20 protein-coding genes and 1 tRNA gene are annotated in these 20,328 nt (G+C 61.4%); 10 read left to right on the top strand and 11 right to left on the bottom strand.

What is annotated here, in order from left to right:
• The first annotated feature begins 84 nt into the window (after positions 1-84).
• A complete protein-coding gene (locus tag AADW23_RS08645) occupies positions 85-1,062 on the top strand; it encodes a YihY/virulence factor BrkB family protein (RefSeq protein WP_341864103.1) in 978 nt (325 codons plus the stop codon).
• Here the strand turns inward: AADW23_RS08645 and AADW23_RS08650 are convergent.
• Positions 1,059-2,102, bottom strand: coding sequence for an AI-2E family transporter (locus tag AADW23_RS08650; RefSeq protein WP_341864104.1), 1,044 nt, complete (start codon positions 2,100-2,102; stop codon positions 1,059-1,061). The genes AADW23_RS08645 and AADW23_RS08650 overlap by 4 nt on opposite strands.
• Positions 2,103-2,163: 61 nt before the next feature.
• Positions 2,164-3,372 carry a 3-sulfinopropanoyl-CoA desulfinase gene (acdA, locus tag AADW23_RS08655; protein ID WP_341864105.1) on the bottom strand — a complete coding sequence of 403 codons (1,209 nt, stop codon included), beginning with the start codon at positions 3,370-3,372 and terminating at the stop codon, positions 2,164-2,166.
• Between the two features lie 114 nt (positions 3,373-3,486).
• Here acdA and AADW23_RS08660 point away from each other — a divergent pair, with 114 nt between their 5' ends.
• Positions 3,487-4,350 (top strand): LysR family transcriptional regulator, encoded by an 864-nt coding sequence (locus tag AADW23_RS08660; protein WP_341864307.1) that lies wholly within the window; start codon positions 3,487-3,489, stop codon positions 4,348-4,350.
• On the opposite strand, the gene AADW23_RS08665 is transcribed toward AADW23_RS08660, so the two are convergent.
• On the bottom strand, positions 4,347-6,116 hold the full coding sequence (locus AADW23_RS08665; protein WP_341864106.1) for an ABC transporter ATP-binding protein: 1,770 nt from the start codon (positions 6,114-6,116) through the stop codon (positions 4,347-4,349). The two genes, AADW23_RS08660 and AADW23_RS08665, sit on opposite strands and share 4 nt — an antisense overlap.
• A 30-nt stretch (positions 6,117-6,146) precedes the next feature.
• Here AADW23_RS08665 and AADW23_RS08670 point away from each other — a divergent pair, with 30 nt between their 5' ends.
• The 6 genes from AADW23_RS08670 (at position 6,147) to AADW23_RS08695 (ending at position 11,763) form a co-directional block, all read left to right on the top strand.
• Positions 6,147-6,338 carry a hypothetical protein gene (locus AADW23_RS08670; protein WP_341864107.1) on the top strand — a complete coding sequence of 64 codons (192 nt, stop codon included), beginning with the start codon at positions 6,147-6,149 and terminating at the stop codon, positions 6,336-6,338.
• Positions 6,339-6,430: 92 nt separating this feature from the next.
• A complete protein-coding gene (locus tag AADW23_RS08675; protein ID WP_341864108.1) occupies positions 6,431-7,528 on the top strand; it encodes an ABC transporter ATP-binding protein in 1,098 nt (365 codons plus the stop codon).
• Between the two features lie 76 nt (positions 7,529-7,604).
• A complete protein-coding gene (locus AADW23_RS08680; RefSeq protein WP_341864109.1) occupies positions 7,605-8,720 on the top strand; it encodes an extracellular solute-binding protein in 1,116 nt (371 codons plus the stop codon).
• Positions 8,721-8,838: 118 nt separating this feature from the next.
• The gene (locus AADW23_RS08685) at positions 8,839-9,126 is read left to right on the top strand and encodes a DUF1330 domain-containing protein (protein WP_341864110.1); all 288 of its coding nucleotides are present in this window, start codon (positions 8,839-8,841) and stop codon (positions 9,124-9,126) included.
• A complete protein-coding gene (locus tag AADW23_RS08690) occupies positions 9,127-10,743 on the top strand; it encodes an ABC transporter permease (RefSeq protein ID WP_341864111.1) in 1,617 nt (538 codons plus the stop codon). It abuts the gene before it with no gap.
• Between the two features lie 6 nt (positions 10,744-10,749).
• Positions 10,750-11,763, top strand: a complete 1,014-nt coding sequence (locus tag AADW23_RS08695) for an ABC transporter permease (protein ID WP_341864112.1) — start codon at positions 10,750-10,752, stop codon at positions 11,761-11,763.
• A gap of 129 nt (positions 11,764-11,892) precedes the next feature.
• Here the strand turns inward: AADW23_RS08695 and AADW23_RS08700 are convergent, their stop codons facing one another.
• From AADW23_RS08700 to AADW23_RS08730, 7 genes are all read right to left on the bottom strand, one after another.
• Positions 11,893-12,819, bottom strand: a complete 927-nt coding sequence (locus AADW23_RS08700; RefSeq protein WP_341864113.1) for an AEC family transporter — start codon at positions 12,817-12,819, stop codon at positions 11,893-11,895.
• Complete coding sequence (locus AADW23_RS08705; protein WP_341864114.1) at positions 12,820-13,617, bottom strand: MBL fold metallo-hydrolase; 798 nt, start codon at positions 13,615-13,617, stop codon at positions 12,820-12,822. It abuts the gene before it with no gap.
• The gene (locus AADW23_RS08710; RefSeq protein ID WP_341864115.1) at positions 13,610-14,401 is read right to left on the bottom strand and encodes a TatD family hydrolase; all 792 of its coding nucleotides are present in this window, start codon (positions 14,399-14,401) and stop codon (positions 13,610-13,612) included. Before AADW23_RS08710 ends, AADW23_RS08705 begins: the two co-directional genes overlap by 8 nt.
• A gap of 8 nt (positions 14,402-14,409) precedes the next feature.
• The gene (locus AADW23_RS08715; RefSeq protein WP_341864116.1) at positions 14,410-15,534 is read right to left on the bottom strand and encodes a DNA polymerase III subunit delta'; all 1,125 of its coding nucleotides are present in this window, start codon (positions 15,532-15,534) and stop codon (positions 14,410-14,412) included.
• 87 nt (positions 15,535-15,621) lie between these two features.
• Positions 15,622-16,248 (bottom strand): dTMP kinase, encoded by a 627-nt coding sequence (gene tmk / locus AADW23_RS08720; RefSeq protein WP_341864117.1) that lies wholly within the window; start codon positions 16,246-16,248, stop codon positions 15,622-15,624.
• Between the two features lie 275 nt (positions 16,249-16,523).
• Positions 16,524-17,717, bottom strand: a complete 1,194-nt coding sequence (locus AADW23_RS08725) for a D-alanyl-D-alanine carboxypeptidase family protein (protein ID WP_341864118.1) — start codon at positions 17,715-17,717, stop codon at positions 16,524-16,526.
• Positions 17,718-17,836: 119 nt separating this feature from the next.
• Positions 17,837-18,712 carry an SPOR domain-containing protein gene (locus AADW23_RS08730; protein ID WP_341864119.1) on the bottom strand — a complete coding sequence of 292 codons (876 nt, stop codon included), beginning with the start codon at positions 18,710-18,712 and terminating at the stop codon, positions 17,837-17,839.
• Positions 18,713-18,958: 246 nt separating this feature from the next.
• Between AADW23_RS08730 and AADW23_RS08735 the strand changes: the two genes are divergently transcribed.
• A tRNA-Ser gene (locus AADW23_RS08735) sits at positions 18,959-19,048 on the top strand.
• A gap of 86 nt (positions 19,049-19,134) precedes the next feature.
• On the opposite strand, the gene AADW23_RS08740 is transcribed toward AADW23_RS08735, so the two are convergent.
• Positions 19,135-19,389 carry a hypothetical protein gene (locus tag AADW23_RS08740; RefSeq protein ID WP_341864120.1) on the bottom strand — a complete coding sequence of 85 codons (255 nt, stop codon included), beginning with the start codon at positions 19,387-19,389 and terminating at the stop codon, positions 19,135-19,137.
• A gap of 118 nt (positions 19,390-19,507) precedes the next feature.
• On the opposite strand from AADW23_RS08740, the gene AADW23_RS08745 reads away from it, so the two are divergent.
• On the top strand, positions 19,508-20,212 hold the full coding sequence (locus AADW23_RS08745) for an IS6 family transposase (RefSeq protein ID WP_341864121.1): 705 nt from the start codon (positions 19,508-19,510) through the stop codon (positions 20,210-20,212).
• The last annotated feature ends 116 nt before the right edge of the window (positions 20,213-20,328 follow it).

A 20,328-nucleotide genomic window follows, 5' to 3' on the forward strand; every position in this document is an offset into this window, starting at 1 on the left:
CGGTGCCTCTGCCCCGATGACTGATCCAATCGACCCCCATCCCGTCACGGGATGGGGGCCTTTCTATTGAAAAGGCCACACGACATGACCGAAGCAAAACCAGCCAGCCCACCGCGCGGCCAGAACGCCGAAAATCCAGCCCAGATTCCCGCTCGCGGCTATCTCGATGTCGCGATGCGCGTGGTGAAGCGCCAGGGGCGTGACCAGTTGAGCTTGATTGCCGCGGGTGTTGCGTTTTTCGGGATGTTGGCGCTTTTCCCCGCTTTGGCCGTCGTGGTTGCCTTGGGTGGCATCTTCGTGCGCCCCTCTCAAATCGTGGAAGAGGCCGAGACCTATTTGTCCGCCATGCCCAATGATGCCCGAGAGATCGTGGAAGGCCAGATGCTGGAGCTGGCGCGGGCGGACGGAGAGGCCCTTAGCATCGCTGCTTTGATCGCCCTGGGACTGGCAATATACTCTTCCAGCAAAGGCATGGCGAACTTGATTTCCGGTCTGAACGTTGCGTACGCGGAGGACGAGGAACGAGGCTTCATAGCGCTGCAGTTACGCATCATCGCCCTGACAGTGTTTTCGATCCTTCTGGGACTGTTCTCGATCGCAGCCCTGGCGGTCTTGCCGCTAAGCGCGGATCTCATTTTCCGCTCGGAGACGCTGACCAATCTGGTGTTGATCCTGAGGTGGCCGCTGTTGATCGTAATGGCGTCGGTCGCGTTCAGTGTGATCTACCGTTACGGCCCGTCACGCCGCCAGCCCAAGTGGCGCTGGATTGCGCCGGGCAGCGTTCTGGCGGTTCTGATGTGGGTTAGCGCTACTTTCGGCTTTGCATGGTATGTGCAGGCATTCGGCACCTATAACGAGACGTTCGGCACCCTCGGAGGCGTGATCGTTCTGCTTATGTGGCTGTGGTTGAGCGCCTATTCCATTCTACTGGGCGCAACAATTGATGCAGAGCTGGAAGCGCAGACGATGGAAGACAGCACAGTCGGTGCGGATCGTCCCATGGGTCAGCGCGGCGCCGTGAAGGCCGATAGCTGCGATGCCGGGGTCACCGACCCGGCTTAAGCCGGGTCGATCGGCGTGGGGACGGTATCGTCTTTGCCGTCCATCATCACGAAGCGGACCCACACCACGAGAGGAATGGCGACAAGCCCGCCAATCGGCCCCCAGAGCCAGAGCCAAAACACCAGCGACAAGAACACCATCAAGGGGTTCAGCGCCATATGACGTCCGACGAACGTCGGCGTCACAAATTGCGATTCCACAAGGTTAAGGCCAATGAATGCGGCCACCGGGGCCACGACCATCGGACCGTCGAAGGTCACGATACCGACCAGCAGAAGCGCCACGGTAATGAGACCCGGCCCAAGGTAGAGCACGAAGTTCAACAGGAACGCGGCGAAACCCCACATGATGGGCTGAGGCATCCCAAGGACGGACATAACCAGCATGACGGCAACGCCAAACCCTGCGTTAATTGTCGAAATCGCGAGGAAATACCGCGAGACACGTGCCTCTGCGCGGATCAGAAGAGATTCGGACAATTGCGGGACGAAGCGGCAGACGCGCGCGTATACATCGCGGCGCGTGGTCAGAAAGAAATAGAGCGTGCCGATAAAGATCATGATGCCCCCCAACACGGCGGGACCGTAGGATAGTGCGTCCAGCAGGTTGGGGATTGGCACCGCGGTGGTTTCTGCCTCGGGTCCCGCCTCGGCCCCGTCTGACAGCGCCTCGTTAACGGTGTCCTGGATTTCCTGCACGTCCGCCACCGCGCCGCGCAAACCTTCCACGAAAGTCCGCATCTCGGACCAGATCAAAGGCCCGTTTCGAATGGCATGGGTGACCGTTGGCTCCACCACAAAGAACAAGGCCCCGGCGAGCACGAAGAATGTCGCCAGGATCAAAAGAGCCGCTGCGGCGCTTGGGACACGAAACCGTTCCAGAAAATCGACGAAAGGGGCCAGGACCAGTCCCAACACAATCGCGACAAGCACCGGCGCAATAAGGCCCTGAGCGTGGTCAAGCACCAGCCCAAGGAGAATGACAACAAGGACGATGTTGGCCATCGGCAACGTGCGTGCCGGAGATTTGATTTTTTCCATACCCATCTAACGTGCAAACAGGCCAAAGGTTCCTGCCGATCAATGGGTGATTATTCAAGCGCTATTGGGCAGCCATCCGGTCCGCGGCGGAGCCGGGCGCGGCATATCCATCGCGGGTTTGGGGCGTCTTGATCCCAAGTACTGCCCCCGCAACCTGCGTGCGCAGGATTTGCGCGGTGCCACCGCCGATGGTGAACATCCGCACGTCGCGGTACATCCGCTCCAACGGTTCCCTGTCGCTGTAGCCGCGTGCACCAAACATTTGCAGCGCGTCGTTTACCACCTTTATGGCCACTTCCGAGGCGAACAATTTCGCCCGCGCAGCCATCGTCATGTCAGGGAAGGCCTTACCCGATTTGGCCGCTTCATGGAGCATCAGACGGGCCGCATGGACCTGCGTGTCCATGTCTGCCACCATCCATTGAAGCCCTTGAAACTCTGCGATGGGGCGGCCAAATTGTTCGCGGTCCAACAGGTAGCGTTTGGCATGCTCCAAGGCACCCGCTGCGACCCCAAGGGCTATCGTGCCCGCGCCCACGCGTTGCGAATTATAGGCGGTCATCAGGTCGGCAAAGCCGCGCTGCAAACCCGACGGCGGTGTCAGAAGCCACTTCTCATGGACCTCCAGCCCCTCAAAACGCAGTTCTGCTTCAGGCATGCCACACAGCCCCATGGTGTGCTCGCGCCCCACGACGGTAAAGCCCTTGGGTAATTCGCCACTTTGGCTATCGGCAAAGACAATGAAGCCGCCGATGCCTTGGGGTGTGCCATCCTCGGCCAGGACCTGCGCGAATATGAGGTGGAGCTTCGACACGCCGCCCCCGGTTATCCAGTGCTTGCAGCCGTTCAGCACATAGGTATCGCCGCGCTTGCGGGCCGTGGTTTGCATCTGCGTGGCGGCACTTCCGGCCTCGGGCTCGGTGATGCAGATCGCGGGCTTGTCGCCGGCCAGAACATACGGCGCGCAGAACGATTTTTGCGCATCGGTCCCGTACGCCATGACGGCGCTGATGCCGCCCATGTTGGCCTCTACCACGATCCGGGCCGTCAGGGTGCAGACCTTGGCGATTTCTTCGACGACCATGGCCACGTCCAGAAAGCTGGCCCCTTGGCCGCCCAATGCCTTCGGGATCGTCATGCCCATGATCCCGGCTTCGGCCAGCTTGGCCACATTGGGCCAGCAATAGCTGCGGGTCTTGTCCCAATGGGCCGCGCGTTCAGCAAAGCCGGGGGCAAGGTCGCGGGCGGTTTGGACAAGGGGGTGGGACATGGGCAGGCTCCTTTGCGGACGATCACGCAACCGTGATTGCGTCTGAGCATACAAAGGATGTAGTTCATTTCTATCGTATAAGATTTCATTTTAACTTCAGGGTGATTGAAGTTCTTGCAAACCCGGTCGCTCAGAACCCTAGTGAAAATCGCCCATGCAGGCTCGTTCGCGCAGGCGGCCGGGCAGTTGGGGATTACCCTTTCGACGCTTTCCATGCAGATGAAGGCGCTGGAGGCCGAGTTGGGCGTTGCCCTGTTTGACCGCAACCATCGCCCGCCGCGCCTGACGCCCTTGGCTGTATCGGTTGTGGAACAGGCGACAGCGATGTTGCAGCACGAAGATCAACTGGTGGAGCTGTGCCGCCCCAGCGATACGCTTGTCGGGCATTTCAAACTGGGCTTCGTGACCACGGCCGCAGTGCGCTTGCTGCCTGACGTTCTCAAGCGGGCGCAAACCCTGGCCCCCCGTGCCCGGTTCGAGGTGGAAACCGGCCTGTCGGCGGTCTTGCAAGAGAAGGTCGAGAATGGACAGATTGATGCGGCGGTGGTGACCGACGCGGGCGCGTTTCCGCCCCGCCTTCTGTCGCAACTCCTGCGCCGAGAGCCGTTTGTGTTTGCCGCACACCAGCGGCTTTTGGACGGCGGGCTTGCGGGGTTGATGGCGCAGCACAGGTTCTTTCACTTCATGCCCGGCACCGGGATCGGTAAGCTGATCGCGCGGACCATGGGCGAGCAGGATCGCCCGAAAAACGCAGCCTCGGTCGTGTTGGACGATCTGGAGGCGATCATGGAATGCGTCACCGAAGGGTTGGGATTTACCCTGCTCCCCGAGCCGGACGTGACCCGTTACCTGACGCCCGAAATCCGCACCCTTGCCGCGCCCAATGATCTGGAAAGAAAGCTTGTCCTGGCGATCCAGCGTGAAGGGGCCCTCGCGCCTCGGTTGGGGGCGTTGAAGGCGCTGTTCGGCGCGGCCTAATCGGCGGCGGCGTTGACCTGCATTTCGTACAGCCGGGAATAGGCGCCGCCCTTTGCCAGAAGCGTGTCGTGGGTGCCTTCCTCGATCACGCGTCCGGCTTCCATCACCACGATCTTGTGGGCTGACCGGATCGTGGCCAGACGGTGCGCGATGACCAGTGTCGTGCGCCCCTGGGCCAGTCGGTCCAATGCCTTGCCCACCAACTTTTCGGACTGCGCATCAAGGGCCGAGGTCGGCTCGTCCAACAACAAGACAGGCGCGCTTTTCAACATCGCCCGCGCAATGGCAACGCGCTGGCGTTGGCCGCCCGACAAAGCCGACCCGCGCGGGCCAACTTGGCTGTCCAACCCCTGCGGCAAGTCCTTGGCGAACACATCGACGGAGGCGTTCTTCGCGGCCTCGCGCACCGCTTCTTCGGAAGCTGTCTGGTCGCCCATCAATATGTTCGCCGCGATGGTTTCATCGAACAGCGCCGTTTCCTGCCCCACCACCGCAATCGTGTCGCGCAGCGTCGTGATATCTGTGCCGTTAACTGCCACGTCACCGATCCGGATAATGCCAGATTGCGGATCGTAAAGGCGAGTCAGGGCGGCGAAAACGGTGGTCTTGCCCGCGCCGGACGCCCCCACAAGTGCCGTGGTCTCGCCCACCTTCGCGGTGAAGCTCAGGCCGCGCAGAACCGGCGCGTCGCCGTAGGACAAATGCACATCGTCGAAGGTGATATCGCCGTGGGATAGCGGACGTGGCTTGGCGGGCGGCAGAATTGTCGGCGCTGTCTCGAACACCTCGTATACCCGTTCGAGGGAAGCGCCAGCGGCCTGCATCTGCCCGGCAATCGACGACAGGCGGCGTAGCGGTTCAAACAATAGGCCCAAGGCGGTGAAGAACGACATGAACTCGCCCACCGTCTTTTCGCCCGCTACGATATCGCGGCCGCCGAAGTAGAGCACGGCGACAAACCCCGCAGCGGCAATGATGTCGATCATTGCGGGGTTGGCTGCAACGCCAATCTGCGCCTTGATTGAGGGGCGCAGAAACTGGCGCACTTCTTCGCGGAAGCGATTGCTTTCATTGCTTTCCAGACGGTTCAGCTTGATCGTCTGAATGCCGTGGAAGATCTCATCCAATCGGGTGGACAGGCGAGCGGCGGCCTCTCTCGCGGCGATGGCGGTTTTGCGGATGAAGGCCTGAACCGCCAGCAGCGGCAGGATCAAGACCGGCAGGCCAATCAGGGCGTATAGGGTCCATTGCCAATCGGTCCAAAGCATCACCGCCAGCAAAGAGATCAGGGTCACGCTATCGCGCCCCAACGACACCAAGACCGATGACGACAAAGATTGCAGTGCCGCCGTGTCGCCACGGACCCGCTCAATCAACGCGCCGGGCGCATTGCCTTGAAAGTAGCTCATGTCGAGGGTCAGGAAATGCTTCACCAACCGAGTTTGCAACTGGGTCACGACTTTCAGGCCGACGCCCACCATCAACACGCGCTGAAAGAAGCCCGAGGTGGCGCGAAGGGTAAACAGCCCACCCACGGTTAGTGCCACCCATGTCACTCCGCCCATGGAACCGGCGCTGAACAGCTCGTCAAACAGCGGCTGCACCAACCAAGCGAAAGCCCCGATTGCGGCCCCTTCGATGGCCATCAACACGACGGCAACAGTGATGATCGGCCAAAACTGAAAAACGTGATCGCGCCACAGGCGGCGCAACAGGTCGCCGGGGCGGTTGGTCGCCTTAGGATCGGATGGGGGCGTCACGGACATGGGGCAGGGGTCCCGGCAGGATTGGCGGAGATGTGCGGCACGGTCGCTTTCCTCTACGGCGCCCTCTTGAGGGTACGCGAAGCGATACGCGATGTGCTGCGCCAGCACAAGAACCGCCCGATTCGCCTGAAATTGCCGATTTTTTCAGGCGCATCGGTGGATTTTACTAATGATGGCAGGAAATTCGCCCTTGGTTCGGATATTGTGGGTGCTTCTGGTTGAAACCAAACCCGGCCTGCGTCTAGGCTGTATACACAAGCTAGGGCTCGGTCGGTTGACCGGTGACACCAAGGCGTAACAACAGGGAGTGGGGTTTGACCTCAGACGGATCGCAAGCGTTCGTATCGTTCGATCGCGTTCAAAAGAGCTATGACGGCGAGGTTCTTGTCGTCAAAGACCTTAACCTGCACATCGGTCGGGGCGAGTTCCTGACAATGCTTGGGCCCTCGGGGTCCGGCAAGACCACGTGCCTCATGATGCTAGCTGGCTTCGAGACCGCCACCCATGGCGAGATTACCCTCGACGGCAAGCCCATCAACAACATCCCGCCCCACAAGCGCGGCATTGGGATGGTTTTCCAGAACTATGCGCTGTTCCCGCACATGACAGTGGGCGAAAATTTGTCGTTCCCGCTTGAAGTGCGCGGCATGGGCAAGTCCGAGCGTGAAGGCAAGATCAAGCGCGCGCTCGACATGGTGCAGATGGGAGATTTCATCAATCGCCGTCCGGCGCAGCTTTCGGGCGGTCAGCAACAGCGGATCGCGCTGAGCCGTGCCTTGGTGTTCGAGCCAGAACTGGTCTTGATGGATGAGCCTCTGGGCGCGCTCGACAAGCAGCTGCGCGAGACCTTGCAGTTTGAAATTACCAATCTGGCGCACGAGCTGGGGATCACCACGGTTTACGTGACCCATGACCAGACCGAAGCGCTGACCATGTCGGACCGGGTCGCCGTGTTCGACGATGGCCGCATTCAGCAATTGGCCCCGCCAGATGAGCTGTATGAAGAGCCGCAAAACAGCTTCGTGGCGCAGTTCATCGGCGAAAACAACACGTTGCAAGGCATGGTTAGCAAGATGACTGGCGATATGTGCGAAGTGACGCTGGCCGATGGCTCGATCATCGACGCGCTGCCGGTGAACGTGTCTTCGGTGGGGGAAAAGACCCAGGTATCGATCCGGCCCGAACGGGTCGAGATGGACGAAAGCCGTCTGACGCCCGGTGCCCATACGCTGAAGGCTGAAGTGCTGGAGTTCGTCTATATGGGCGACATCTACCGGACCCGCCTACGGGTCGCGGGCGTAGATGATTTCATCATCAAGACACGAAATGCCCCCGATCAGCGCAGGCTGAAACCGGGGGAACGTATCGAGATCGGCTGGCGTCCACAGGATTGCCGGGCGCTGGATGCGTAAAGCTGGTGCCCGGTATGCGGGCGCGAGCCAAGAGTTCGGGGAAACCCCGACAGAAGTTCAACCAAGGAGAGACAACATGAACCTCAAGAGCCTTATGCTCCTGACAACTGGCGCCAGCATGGCCGCCACCGGCGCCATGGCCGACGGCCACATGGCCAACTCCATGACCCTCGTGTCCTGGGGCGGTGCGTACCAAGCCAGCCAGGTCAACGCCTATTCCGACCCCTACGTAGCGATGAATGAGGGCCTTGAAGTAATCTGGGACGAATCCTCTGGCGAAGCTGTGGCGCGCCTGCGTGCCATGAACGAGGCCGGCAACGTCACGTGGGACCTCGTGGACGTTGTGGCATCTGACGCCATGCGCCTGTGCGACGAAGGTCTGGCGATGGAAATCGACCACGACGAGGTGTTGGCACCGGCCCCCGATGGCACACCCGCGACCGAGGACTTCGGCGACCTGATCGTGTCCGACTGCTTCATCCCGCAGATCGTATATTCCACGACCGTCGGCTACCGCACGGACGTTGCAGAATGGAACGGCAACACACCAACCGATATCTGCGCGATCTTCGACACCGAGAACTTCCCCGGCCAGCGTTCGCTGGAGCGTCGCCCGATTGGTAACCTTGAATGGGCCCTGATCTGTGACGGCGTTGCGATGGAAGACGTCTATGACGTTCTGGAAACCGACGAAGGCATCACGCGTGCTTTTGCCATGCTGGACACAATCCAGGACAACACCGTTTGGTGGACCGCGGGCGCCGACACGCCTCAGCTTCTGGCCGATGGCGAAATCGTCATGGGTTCCACCTACAACGGCCGTCTGTTCTCTCTGATCGAAGAACAGGACCAGCCCGTTGCAATGCTCTGGGACGCTCAGGTGTTCGACCTTGACGGTTGGATCATTCCTGAAGGCCTGCCTGAGGACCGTCTGGCCCGTACGCTCGACTTCCTTCGCTTTGCGACGGACACACAGCGTCTGGCGGATCAAGCTGCTTACATCTCCTACGGTCCGGCCCGCGCAAGCTCCGCGCCGCTGGTAGGTCAGCACGCAACGCTTGGCATCGACATGGCGCCACACATGCCAACCGATCCGGCAAACGCCACACGGACCTTCCTGTTCAACTACGAATGGTGGGCAGATTACCGTGACGACATGGACGCCCGCTTCCAGGCGTGGCTGGCCCAGTAACGTCGTAGACCGGGCCTCGGCCCGGTCCGCACCGTACCATACCCGGGCCAAGGCCCGGTCTACGGGTGGGCTGCCATTGTGGCCCACCCACATCTTCAGAAAGACAAGGCGACGCCCAATGCCCAAAGGCTATATCATCGGCCATATCACGGTGAACGACCCCGAGGCTTACCAAGAGTATATCGAGCGTGACACGCCGATCCTTCTGAGCCACGGCGCGCGTCCGATCGTCCGGGGTGGCAAGGCCGAGGTGCTGGAAGGTGAGACGTTCCAACGCCACGTTGTCTTTGAGTTTGACAGCTACGAGACCGCCATGGCTGCCTATAATGATCCCGAATATCAAGAAGTTGCACAGATCCGCCGCCGCACAGCCGACAGCGTGATCCTTGTCGTGGAGGGCGTGTGAATGTCTGATACCACCGTCCAAGACGGCCCCGTCCTTGCTGCCGATGGCACGCCCCTGAAGCGCAGCCTTGCGCGCGCCTTGCGGGTCCAGAAGCTTCGTGCGCTGATGCTGATCGCGCCGCTGCTGATCTTTATTCTGGTCGCCTTCATCGCGCCCATCGTTGATATGTTGTTCCGCTCGGTCGAGAACCAGATCACCTCGGAAACCTTGCCGCGCACCGTTGTGGCGCTGGAGAGCTGGGACGCCGAAGGTCTGCCCGATGACGATACATACGCCGCTCTGGCCTATGACTTCATGGAAGCGGCCGAGCGTCGCCGCCACACGCGCCTTGGATCGCGGCTGAATTACGAGACGACAGGGATTTCCTCCCTGTTCCGTCAGTCGGGGCGGGGTGTGGATGACATTGGCGAAGACTACGCCGACCAGTTCCACGACCTGAACGCGCTTTGGGAAGAACCCGCCACATGGGCAGCCCTTATGGGTGCCCCCGATTGGGTGGAGGATGCCACCGGCGCGGAAGGCACGGGGCAACCGTTCCGCCTGTCCGTATCCGCCATGGAAACGCTGCCAGAAACCGCCGACGCCTACCGCAGCTTTGCGCGGACGGTGCAGGAAGAAGACGATGACAACCCGACGGCAGAGGAGCCTTGGAACACCGTCTATATGGCCCTTTACCGAGACCTGAGCCGTAACGACGTGTCTGGCTATGACGGCCCCATGGCCGACCTGCTGGCCGAGGCTGCCGCCGCCGTGGGCGACTTCACCGGCATGTCCCCCAGCGAGGCGTGGATCGACGTGAATGACGATTGGGGCGACCGCGAAGTCTGGGCCACGATCGAGGCTTTCTCGGACCCTTACACCGCTGGCTATTTTCTGACCTCCATCGACTTGCGCCTGACCCCGGATGGGATCGAGGCGCAGCCCGAAGAACAGCGTGTCTATATCCTGTTGTTCCAACGGACGATCTTCATGTCGGGGATGATTACGCTGATGTGCGTGCTGCTTGGCTATCCGATTGCTTACCTGCTTTCGAACCTGCCATCCAAATCCTCCAACCTGCTGCTGATCCTTGTGTTGCTGCCGTTCTGGACCTCTTTGCTGGTGCGAACCTCAGCCTGGAAGGTGCTGCTGCAACAGCAAGGCGTGATTAACGACATCCTCGTCTGGATCGGCATTGTGGCCGACGACAACCGATTGGCGTTGATCAACAACCAGTTGGGCACGATCATCGCGATGACGCATATCCTGCTGCCGTTCATGATCTTGCCGCTGTTTTCGGTGATGAAAACCATTCCGCCAAGCTATGTGCGGGCGGCGAAATCACTGGGGGCGACGAACTTCACTGCCTTCCGGCGCGTGTATTTTCCGCAGTCCATTCCGGGCATTGGGGCGGGGTGTATCCTCGTGTTCATCCTGGCCATCGGCTACTACATCACGCCGGAACTGGTGGGCGGACGGACGGGGACGTTCATCTCCAACCGGATCGCGTACCACATCTCGTCCAGCCTGAACTGGGGCCTCGCGGCCGCGCTCGGCTCTCTCCTGCTGGCGCTCGTGCTGGTTCTCTACTGGGTCTACGATCGCATCGTGGGCATCGACAACGTGAAGCTAGGGTAACACATCATGGATACGAAACTTCCCCCCTATGCCACGCTTGGCCAAACGATCTGGTTCTACGGGTTCCGGGTGATCTGCGGATTGATCTTCTTCTTCCTGATCGCTCCGATCCTGACCATCATCCCGCTGAGCTTCAACGCCGAGGACTTCTTTACCTTCACGCCGGGCATGCTCGCGTTTGAGGCCGACGCCTACAGCCTCCGCCATTACCGCGCGTTCTTTGGCGAAGACGGCTACCCTTGGCTTGGTCTGCTGATCGGCTTGGGGCTCGGCATCGCGGCGACGGTTGCACTAAAGGTTCTCAAGGGCACCACCAACTATTTCCCCATCGTGATCTTGGCCATCCTGGGCCTTGTGGTGGGCAAGTTGTCGGGCCTGGAGGGCGAGGAATGGATGACCCCGATGCGGAACTCTCTGCGTATCGCACCAGTGGCGACACTGTTGTCGGTGGGCTTCGGCACATTGGCGGCCATCGGCTTGTCGCAAAGCCACGTCCCGTTCAAAGGCGCGATCATGGCGATCTTGATTTCGCCGATGATCGTGCCGCTGATTATCTCGGCTGCGGGGATGTACTTCTTTTATTCTCGCATCGGCCTGCAAGGCACGTTCATGGGGGTTGTTCTGGCCCATGCCGCTTTGGGTATTCCCTTTGTTATCATCACCGTCACGGCCACACTTGTGGGCTTTGACCGATCCCTCACACGGGCGGCGGCAAACCTTGGGGCGAACCCGGTCACCACGTTCTTCCGCATCCAGATGCCCCTGATCTTGCCCGGCGTGATCTCGGGCGGTCTGTTCGCCTTCATCACGTCGTTTGATGAAGTGGTTGTCGTGATCTTCGTCGGCTCTGCGGGGCAACAGACCTTGCCATGGCAGATGTTTACCGGCCTGCGCGAACAGATCAGCCCTACAATTCTTGCCGCTGCGACGGTGCTGGTGGCGATCTCGATCATTTTGCTGACAGTGGTGGAGCTACTGCGGCAACGGTCCGAGCGTTTGCGCGGCATCGACCCTCACTAGGCGCAGATAACGGGGCCGGAAGTCACCTTTTGGCGCCGCACCATTACGGTGGTTTGCCGAACCACGCCGGGTTTCGGCCCGCCTTGCGTAAGGTATAGGCCCACGTGGCCCTGAAAGCCTAAGCCCGCGTCACGGCAGGATCATCAGCCAAACCGATGCACCCACAACCGTCAGCGCCGTTCCGATCAGCACCGTGGTGGCCACAATCCGCCGCGCCACGCCGTACATATCCGCAAAGATATAGGTGTTGATCCCCGGAGCCACGGCGGCGGTAATCACAGCACTACGCATCTGCCCGGTGCTCAGCCCGCCATAGGTGCCGATGGTCCACGTCAGCAACGGATGCACGGCCAGGGTCAGCACACACAGCATCGCAATCAGCGCCATGTCGCCTTCGGGTTTGTAGCGGTAAAGCACGCCACCAAGGCCGAACAGCGCCGCCGGAAGGGCCGCGCGGATCATCAGGTCAAGGGCATCCTGGACCACGGCGGGTATGGGCAAGCCCGTCAGATTCACCACAAAGCCGCAGCAAATGCCGATCATCAACGAGTTATGAAACATCGCGTCCGCCACGGTTCTGACCAGCGCAAAACCCGTGGTTTCGGCCCGGGCGATTTCCATCGAGGTGATGCCGATCAGGTAGCAAAACCCGGCGTTGAACGCGATAATCGCGTAGTTCGGCCCCAAGGCCTCTGCCCCAAAGGCGCGTTCCGTTACCGGCAGGCCCAGAAGGACGGTATTGGTAAACATCGCGGTCAGGCCAATGGCGATACAGTCGGTCCATGGACGGCCAAACAGAAGCCGCGCCCCAAGAATACCAAGGGCAAAACAGGTCGCCGCGCTGCCGAAATAGGCCGCCAACAGCCACAGATCTAGCTCGGCCCCCAGATCGAGCGAAGCGATGCCGCTGAACAGCAGGCAGGGTAGGGCGAACTTCTGGGTGAATACCATCAACCCATCAGCCGCCGAGTCCTTAAATAACTTCAGGAAAACAGCGAAGTAGCCCGCGCCAACCAGAAGAAAGACGGGCAGAACGATCGAGAACAGGACGCCCATCTAGACGTGGTAAGTCAGGGTCAGCCCATCGAAGGCCGGGGTCACATGGGCGGGCGTTTCCGCGTCCAAGGTAGCGTAATCGAGGTCAATGTGCATGTTGGTCAACACGGCCTTCTTCGGCGCGGCACGCTCGATCCATTCCAAGGTGTTGGATAGGTGGCTATGGCTCGGATGCGGCTTGTAGCGCAGCGCGTCCACGATCCAGGTGTCGAGCCCCTCCAGCACCGACCACGCGGGCTCTGGGATGGCCGAGACGTCGGGCAAATAGGCGACATCGGCGACCCGGAAACCAAGGGCGTCAATGTTGCCGTGGGTCACCTCGAACGGGGTAAAGGTCAGCGGCCCGCCGGCCCCCTCAACCGTGACGTCCCCGGTGATAGCGTGAAGCTCCAGGATCGGCGGATAGGACGACCCCACAGGCTGCGCAAAGGCATAGCCGAAACGGTTCAGAAGGTCGTTGGATGTGGCCCCATCGGCATAGACGGGCAGGCGGCTTTCGCGGTTGAAAACGATCATCCGCAGGTCGTCGAGCCCATGCACATGGTCGGCGTGGGAATGGGTATATAGCACGGCGTCCAGATGCCCCACGCCCGCGTCCAACAACTGCCCCCGCATATCCGGAGAGGTGTCGATCAGCACACGGGTCGCACCATTTTCCGATTTCTTTTCAACAAGTAACGAACATCTGCGCCGGACGTTCCTGGGGTTCGTGGGGTCACATGCCCCCCATATTCCCCCAAGGCGCGGCACGCCGCCGGATGAACCGCATCCAAGGATGGTGACGCGCAACTCAGCCATGGGACGCTTTCCAGAACAAGCGGTCAAAATTGGCGGTGGTCTGTGCCGCGAATTCCTCATAGCTCAGCCCGAAGGTCTCGGCCGCTTTGCGTGCCGTGTGGGCGGTGAAAGCGGGCTCATTGCGCTTGCCGCGATGGGGCGGCGGCGCGAGATAGGGGCTGTCGGTTTCCACCAGAATACGGTCGAGCGGGGCTGCGGCGAAGATATCGCGCAGCTCTTGGCTTTTGGGGAAGGCAGTGATGCCCGACATCGACAGGTAGAAGTCCAGATCAAGCGCAGCTTTCGCAAGCGCGGCCGAGGAGCTGAAGCAATGCATCACGCAGGTGAAGGCGCCGTTGGCGTATTCCTCGGACAAGATGCGGGCCATGTCCTCATCCGCGTCACGCGAATGGATGATAAGCGGCAGTTTGGTGCGCCGGGCGGCTTCGATATGCAGGCGCAGGCTTTCTTGCTGAGTAGCCATGCTGTCGGCGGTGTAATGGTAGTCCAACCCGGTCTCGCCGATGCCCACAAACTTGGGGTGTTCTGCGAGCGTTTCCAATTGGTTGAGGGTCGCCATAGGCTCTTCTGCGACGGACATCGGGTGGGTGCCTGCGGCCCAGAAAACCGGGGCGTATTCGTCGGCGATGGCCTGCACTTGGCCCGCGTTTTTCAGCCGTGTGCAGATCGTGACCATGCGCGTGACGCCCGCGTCCAAGGCGCGGGAAATCACCTCTGGCAGCTCCTCTGAAAGGCTGTCGAAATCAAGGTGGCAATGGCTGTCAACGATCGTGGGATTGGTCATGGGGGCTCTCATGCGGCCAGCCGGGCCGCCATCCGGTCCAGGTCGAGGAAGATATCAAACACCAGCGCGGCGGGGTCAAGGTTGACCGCCTTTCCGCGCCGGGCGCGCGCCGTCAGGGATTGCGCAAGGCTGGCCCATTCACGGGCGTGGTGCGGCGTAGGGGCGAGGCGTTGCAGCATCGCGGCCTCGTTCGGGGTGATCTCGGTCGGCATCTGCCCCGTCGCCCCCAGCCGCGCGGCCCGTGACAGTGCCGTATCAAGAAGCGAAAGCGTCAGGGTAAAGCGTGCCTCGTTGGCCTTTCCAGCAGTGCCTTCCGCCAAGCGGATCGCCAGTTGGCGGTCCATGTTTGGCAATGTTCCCAAGAGCTTAGTGATGTCGGCATAGAGTCCCGGCCCGCCCTGTTCGGCGAGCGCAATCGCTTCGCCCACGGACCCTTGTGCCAGTGTCGCAAGGGCCACGCCTTCGGGCGGCTCCGCGCCTGCCTGCATCAGCGCAGAGGCCAGATCAGCGTCGCCCAGTGGGTTGAAGCGTAGGGTCCGACAGCGCGAGCGGATGGTGGGCAACAGACCGGAAGGGCGGTGAGAAATCAGGAACAAAACCGCGCCTTCGGGCGGTTCCTCCAGCTCTTTCAGCAGCGCGTTGGCGGCGGAGGGGTTCATCTCGTCGGCGCTGTCGACGATCACAACGCGACGCGCGTTCCCCGCAGACATATGAAAAAACCCTTTAAGTCCCCGCACTTCGTCCACGGTGATGACCGTTTTCAGCTTCTTGCTGTCCTTGTCGTCCACCGGGCGGCGCAAGAGGAACAGGCCCGGTTCACTCAAGGCAGCCATGCGGTGCGACACGGGATGATCCGCTGAAATATCAAGGCTTTGCGGCGGCGGAGGGGCGCCAAACATGTCGTTATCATCGGGCGGAGGCGTGGCCAGAAGGAACCGGGCGGCTCGCCAGGCGAAGGTGGCTTTTCCGACGCCCTTGGGTCCGGTCAGAAGCCAGCCGTGGGGCAGGCGGCCCGAGATGGCGGCGGTTAGAAACTCGGCCTCGGCGGCGGAATGGCCGAACAATTGCGCAGCCTCGCGCGGGTGCGGCGCGCCGTCGATGCGATCGGATTCGAGGGGGAGATCATCAGCCATGGGCAAGGTCTATCACGGGGCGCGGGCGGGGTGCAGGGTAGATCAATGGTATATCAATTTCGAAACCGGAGCCGGCGCAATGGCCGCTCATCGGCGCGAAAGCCGCTCGGCCACGATCTGCGAAAGCGTCCCCGAGATGGTGTCAGGATCAGTCGAGGCGTCGACCAACACGCAGCGCTCTGGCGCTTCCGAGGCCAGCTCCCGAAACCCGGCCCGCAGCTTCTGCTGAAAGGGCAGGCCGAAGTCCTCGAACCTGTCTTCGCCGCTATCGCGAGCAAGGCCGCGCGACAGGGCCAGTTCCGGGTCCATATCAAGGATCAGGGTCAGGTCCGGTTCCACATCAATGGCGGCGGCGTGGATGCGGTCGACAAGGCCGCGCAAATCGCCGCGCGTGGCCCCTTGGTAAACGCGGGTGCTGTCGGCGAAACGGTCGGTCACCACATCCCGTCCAGCGGCCAGTGCCGGGCGGATGGTGCGTTCCAGATGGTCGCGGCGGGCGGCCGTGAACAGAAGGATTTCCGTCTCGGCACTCCACCGATCCGGGTCACCTTCCACCAACAGACGCCGGATTTCCTCGGCCCCGGCAGAGCCACCGGGCTCACGCGTGCGCACAGGGTCCCGGCCTTGGGTCTGCAACCATTCAACCAACCGCTGGGTTTGGGTGGATTTGCCCGAGCCGTCGATGCCTTCAAGGCTGATAAAAAGAGGGGACATCGGGGCAGGGCGCTTTCGGCTGAAGTGTCTTGTGGGCAGGTTTTGCACGGGCGGGGGCGGTAGAGCAAGGCGGGCCGCGCAAGCGCCCGATACAATCCCGACGCAACAGGGGCACGCGACCGCGCCGGGTGGCCCCTTGGGCCGCGCGGCGCTACCTCCAAAGTGCCGGGCCCCAAAGTGCCGGGCCCCAAAGTGCCGGGGCCCAAAGTGCCGCGTGATGCCCGCAGGGCATTGCCCTAACACGGGAGCGTTTGGGTGCCGATCCGGGCACGCGTTTAAAAGGCGGGCGTTTCCTCGCCGCCCGCTACCATACTGCGCACGCTGGACCATGCCGCCCCGATGCGCACCATCGGCCCGCCCCGTTCCACATCGGCCATGGCAACGACGGGCACGCGGGCCTCGAACCCGTGGACGCCTTGGGTGACGTGCAATTCGCCCACCACATCGCCCGCTGTCACTGGGGCGGGCAGGGGCGATGTGAACGTCAGGTTTGCCTCAATCTCTGGGTCCAGAAGGGCGGGTAGCAGCATTTCGATCCCTTCCGAGGGTGCGAGGCCCACGGTCTCTTCGCTGCCCAGAAATACCGGCGCTCGGGCAATTTCAACGCCCGGTTCCACCACGTCGCGCATCACGAATTGGCGGAAGGCCCACGTCACGATCCGCTCCGCTTCGTCGGCGCGGGCTTGCGAGGAGGCGAGCCCCGAGATCACGAAAGTGACCCGTCGGTCGCCTTGCATGGCAGAGCCGACAAGGCCGTAGCCTGCCTCTTCCGTGTGGCCGGTCTTCAGGCCATCGGCCCCGATCCCCAGACCCAGAAGAGGATTTCGGTTGAAGCGGTTGGCGGGGCTGCGGTTCTCGTAGTCAAATTCGGTTTCCTGGAAATAGGCGTAGTATTCGGGAAATTCCTCGATCAGCCGTTGTGCCAGAATGCCCAGATCGCGCATCGACACGCGGTGGTCGGGGTGGGGCCAGCCGGAGGCATTGGCGAAGGTCGAATTCATCATCCCCAACTGCCGCGCCCGTTGGGTCATCAGCGTGGCAAAGCCGTCCTCGGTCCCGTCGGGCGACAGCGCCTCGCCCAGGGCCACGGCGGCGTCGTTGCCGGACACGATCACGACGCCACGGATCAATTCCTCGACCGTGGGGCGGTCTTGGGTGTTGAGGAACATGGTGGAGCCGCCAAAGCTCATGGCGTGGGCAGAAACGGGCACCCGTGTTTCCAGCGTCAGGCGGCCATCGCGCAGCGCTTCAAACGCCATCAGAAGCGTCATCAGCTTGGACATCGACGCGGGCGGTAAAGGCTCGTCCGCGTTGAGCGCCAGCAAAACCTGACCCGAGCTATGGTCGTAGACATAGGCCGCGCGGGCCTGCGTGTCATAGCCCTGCGCTTGCGCAACAATGGCAGAGAGCGAAACAAAAACCGCCGCGAGGAGTGTCGCGGCGGGTTTGGTTAGAAAAGCAATATGCATGGCAACCTAAGCGTTCCAAATGTGTCCAGAGCCATAGCTAAAGGCGAAACACACCCAACATCAAGGTGCCGCGCCGCCACTCGCGAAAAGCTGCTTATGCAGGGCGCCGCACCGGGATGTTAGCGGCGCACAAAGAAGGCGTCGTCAAAGCCCAAGTCACGCACATTGGCCAAGATCGCGTCCCGGGTCTCGGTGCTGTCGGCGGGGCCGACAACCACGCGCCAGAACTGGCGGCCGTTGGTGGTCTGGTCATAAATCGTTGGCTCCAGGCCCACACTGCGCAGGGATTGCCCGGTGTTGGTGGCGTTTTCCTGGACCGAGAAGATGCCGATCTGGATGTAGGCCTGCTCGGGCGCGCCAGCGGCGGGCGTACGGGCCGCAACGGGGGCGGGCTCTGCCGCATCAATCGCAGCGGCGGCGGCGGCGATGGTGGTATCGGTCCCGTCCAATGGCGCAGATGTGATGTCGCCCGCAGCCGCAGAGGCGGCGATATCTTCACCGGGGGCGAAGGCATCAGGGGCGGCTTCTGCCGTCTCGGACACTTCCTCCCGGCGCAGGGCCGTCACGTTCAACATTGTCGGGTCGCCCGCCAGCGCGCCAATGGCGGCAGCTGCATCGGACGAGATCTGAAGCTCAGGGCCGGGGTTGTCGCGCTCGCGCCGGAACAAGGCGCCAATCACGAAGCGCCCGTTTTCATCGTTGCGGATAATTACACGCTCGGGATCGGTTACATCAGGATGCGCCACCCAGACGCCACCAAGAGAGGGGCGACCATCCCAGAGACCTTCGGCTGTGGCCTCAAAAACCTCGGGCGCTTCAACGTCACGCTCCACCAGCCGCGTCGCGCCAATGGGCGCGGGGCCGTCTGCGTCCGCATCACGAGAGCTGAACAAGCCGCCCTCTTCAACGCAGCCCGCAAGGGCGATGACAGGAACAAGCGCCATGGAAAAAGCGCGGATTCGGGACGTGTGGCGGATTAGGGTCATACTGCTCATCTCTGCACTCTGTCCCCACGCGTCAGGCGCGCAGGTGATTATTAACTCTACCCGGACGTTGCCGGACCGGTCGCTGCCGGTTGTGATCCTATTGGCGGACCACGCCTGTAATGGGCAGACGTTACACCACCGATTCGCATCTGAAAAGCCGCCTTGTGAAGATCGTGGCAGAGAGTGGGTTTCAGAATCACACTTGTCACAGTATCGCAGAGGTCCAGACCCGTTCGAGCGCAGCCTTGAACCGCCGGAGGAGTGGCAGAGTGGTCGAATGCACCGGTCTTGAAAACCGGCGTGCGTGAAAGCGTACCGTGGGTTCGAATCCCACCTCCTCCGCCACGATCTTTATCGTTATCTTTCATGAGCTTAACGAGGTTGTGATTCATCTTATTGACCACGATATTGACCACAGGAGCGCGTGGTCACTATTCGTTGTTTTCGTGTTCTTCTGAGGCCTCTTTTCCAGATGAAGGGACCGGACCGCCGATTCGGGGGGGCAGGTGCGCGTCGGCGCGGTCGTAAAGTGCCGCCTGAGCGGCCTCCTTGTCCGCCCCGGCGGGGTCTGTACCGTCATGTCGGAAGCCTGCGGGCGTCAGCCCGCGCTGTTCCCGGACTGCTTCGATCTTGTCTGCGTAGATGCCCAACCGGCTGCCGGGGTTGCTCCGCATTTCGTATGCCATGGTATGGCCTCCTATCGATGATTGCCGTTGGGTGCTGTACTCGGAGTGCAACACTTGCGATGGCCTTGTCAGAGGAACTGTGCTTGAGCCGGGCAGGGCGGTCTCGTAGACTTTTGGGATGACCAAAAGATCGCCCTTCAAGTACTTCAAGACGAGCCCTGAGATCATCCGCCTGGCTGTAATGCTATACGTCCGGTTCCCGCTGTCGCTCCGGAACGTGGAGGATCTGCTCCACGAGCGCGGGATCGATGTCAGCCATGAAACGGTCAGATATTGGTGGCAAAGGTTCGGCCCGATGTTCGCGTCCGAGATCAAGAAGCGGCGGATCCAGGGCCTGAAATCAAGCAAGTGGCGTTGGCATCTAGATGAGGTCTTCGTCAAAATCCGAGGCCAGCGTCACTACCTTTGGCGTGCCGTGGATCACGAAGGTGAGGTGCTGGAAAGCTACGTCACCAAGCGCCGCGACAAGAAAGCTGCGGTAAAGTTCCTAAGAAAAGCAATGCGTAAGCACGGACAGCCCAAGGTGATCGTCACCGACAAGCTTCGCTCGTACGGCGCCGCGCTCAAGGATTTGGGCGGCGCGAACCGACAGGAAACGGGCCGCTGGGTGAACAATCGAGCCGAGAATTCGCACCTGCCTTTTCGACGAAGGGAGCGAGCAATGCTTCGGTTTCGAAGGATGCGAAGTTTGCAAAAGTTCGCTTCCGTCCACGCCTCCGTTTCCAACCACTTCAACCAAACCCGCAGTCTCTCAAGCCGAAGCCACTTCAAGCTGAACCGCACCGCCGCACTTCTCGAGTGGCGCGGTCTTTGCGCTGAATAAACGGCAGGCACCCTGTCCTAGCTGAGACTGGTTCGAATTCGTCTGACAGCACCTGGCGGAGCTGTCCGACTGGAACGAGGAGGCGCTCCGCCTCGAATTTGCCGACCTGCTCGAAC

The organism is Gymnodinialimonas sp. 57CJ19 (genome assembly GCF_038396845.1).
Taxonomy (GTDB): domain Bacteria; phylum Pseudomonadota; class Alphaproteobacteria; order Rhodobacterales; family Rhodobacteraceae; genus Gymnodinialimonas.

What these genes read in the sequence shown, in the direction of transcription:
- AADW23_RS08645 (WP_341864103.1), top strand. Translation starts at nt 85, where the DNA reads ATGACCGAAGCAAAACCAGCCAGCCCACCGCGCGGCCAGAACGCCGAA.
- AADW23_RS08650 (WP_341864104.1), bottom strand. Translation starts at nt 2,102, where the DNA reads ATGGAAAAAATCAAATCTCCGGCACGCACGTTGCCGATGGCCAACATC.
- acdA (WP_341864105.1), bottom strand. Translation starts at nt 3,372, where the DNA reads ATGTCCCACCCCCTTGTCCAAACCGCCCGCGACCTTGCCCCCGGCTTT.
- AADW23_RS08665 (WP_341864106.1), bottom strand. Translation starts at nt 6,116, where the DNA reads ATGTCCGTGACGCCCCCATCCGATCCTAAGGCGACCAACCGCCCCGGC.
- AADW23_RS08670 (WP_341864107.1), top strand. Translation starts at nt 6,147, where the DNA reads ATGTGCGGCACGGTCGCTTTCCTCTACGGCGCCCTCTTGAGGGTACGC.
- AADW23_RS08680 (WP_341864109.1), top strand. Translation starts at nt 7,605, where the DNA reads ATGAACCTCAAGAGCCTTATGCTCCTGACAACTGGCGCCAGCATGGCC.
- AADW23_RS08685 (WP_341864110.1), top strand. Translation starts at nt 8,839, where the DNA reads ATGCCCAAAGGCTATATCATCGGCCATATCACGGTGAACGACCCCGAG.
- AADW23_RS08690 (WP_341864111.1), top strand. Translation starts at nt 9,127, where the DNA reads ATGTCTGATACCACCGTCCAAGACGGCCCCGTCCTTGCTGCCGATGGC.
- AADW23_RS08695 (WP_341864112.1), top strand. Translation starts at nt 10,750, where the DNA reads ATGGATACGAAACTTCCCCCCTATGCCACGCTTGGCCAAACGATCTGG.
- AADW23_RS08700 (WP_341864113.1), bottom strand. Translation starts at nt 12,819, where the DNA reads ATGGGCGTCCTGTTCTCGATCGTTCTGCCCGTCTTTCTTCTGGTTGGC.
- AADW23_RS08705 (WP_341864114.1), bottom strand. Translation starts at nt 13,617, where the DNA reads ATGGCTGAGTTGCGCGTCACCATCCTTGGATGCGGTTCATCCGGCGGC.
- AADW23_RS08710 (WP_341864115.1), bottom strand. Translation starts at nt 14,401, where the DNA reads ATGACCAATCCCACGATCGTTGACAGCCATTGCCACCTTGATTTCGAC.
- AADW23_RS08715 (WP_341864116.1), bottom strand. Translation starts at nt 15,534, where the DNA reads ATGGCTGATGATCTCCCCCTCGAATCCGATCGCATCGACGGCGCGCCG.
- tmk (WP_341864117.1), bottom strand. Translation starts at nt 16,248, where the DNA reads ATGTCCCCTCTTTTTATCAGCCTTGAAGGCATCGACGGCTCGGGCAAA.
- AADW23_RS08725 (WP_341864118.1), bottom strand. Translation starts at nt 17,717, where the DNA reads ATGCATATTGCTTTTCTAACCAAACCCGCCGCGACACTCCTCGCGGCG.
- AADW23_RS08730 (WP_341864119.1), bottom strand. Translation starts at nt 18,712, where the DNA reads ATGAGCAGTATGACCCTAATCCGCCACACGTCCCGAATCCGCGCTTTT.
- AADW23_RS08740 (WP_341864120.1), bottom strand. Translation starts at nt 19,389, where the DNA reads ATGGCATACGAAATGCGGAGCAACCCCGGCAGCCGGTTGGGCATCTAC.
- AADW23_RS08745 (WP_341864121.1), top strand. Translation starts at nt 19,508, where the DNA reads ATGACCAAAAGATCGCCCTTCAAGTACTTCAAGACGAGCCCTGAGATC.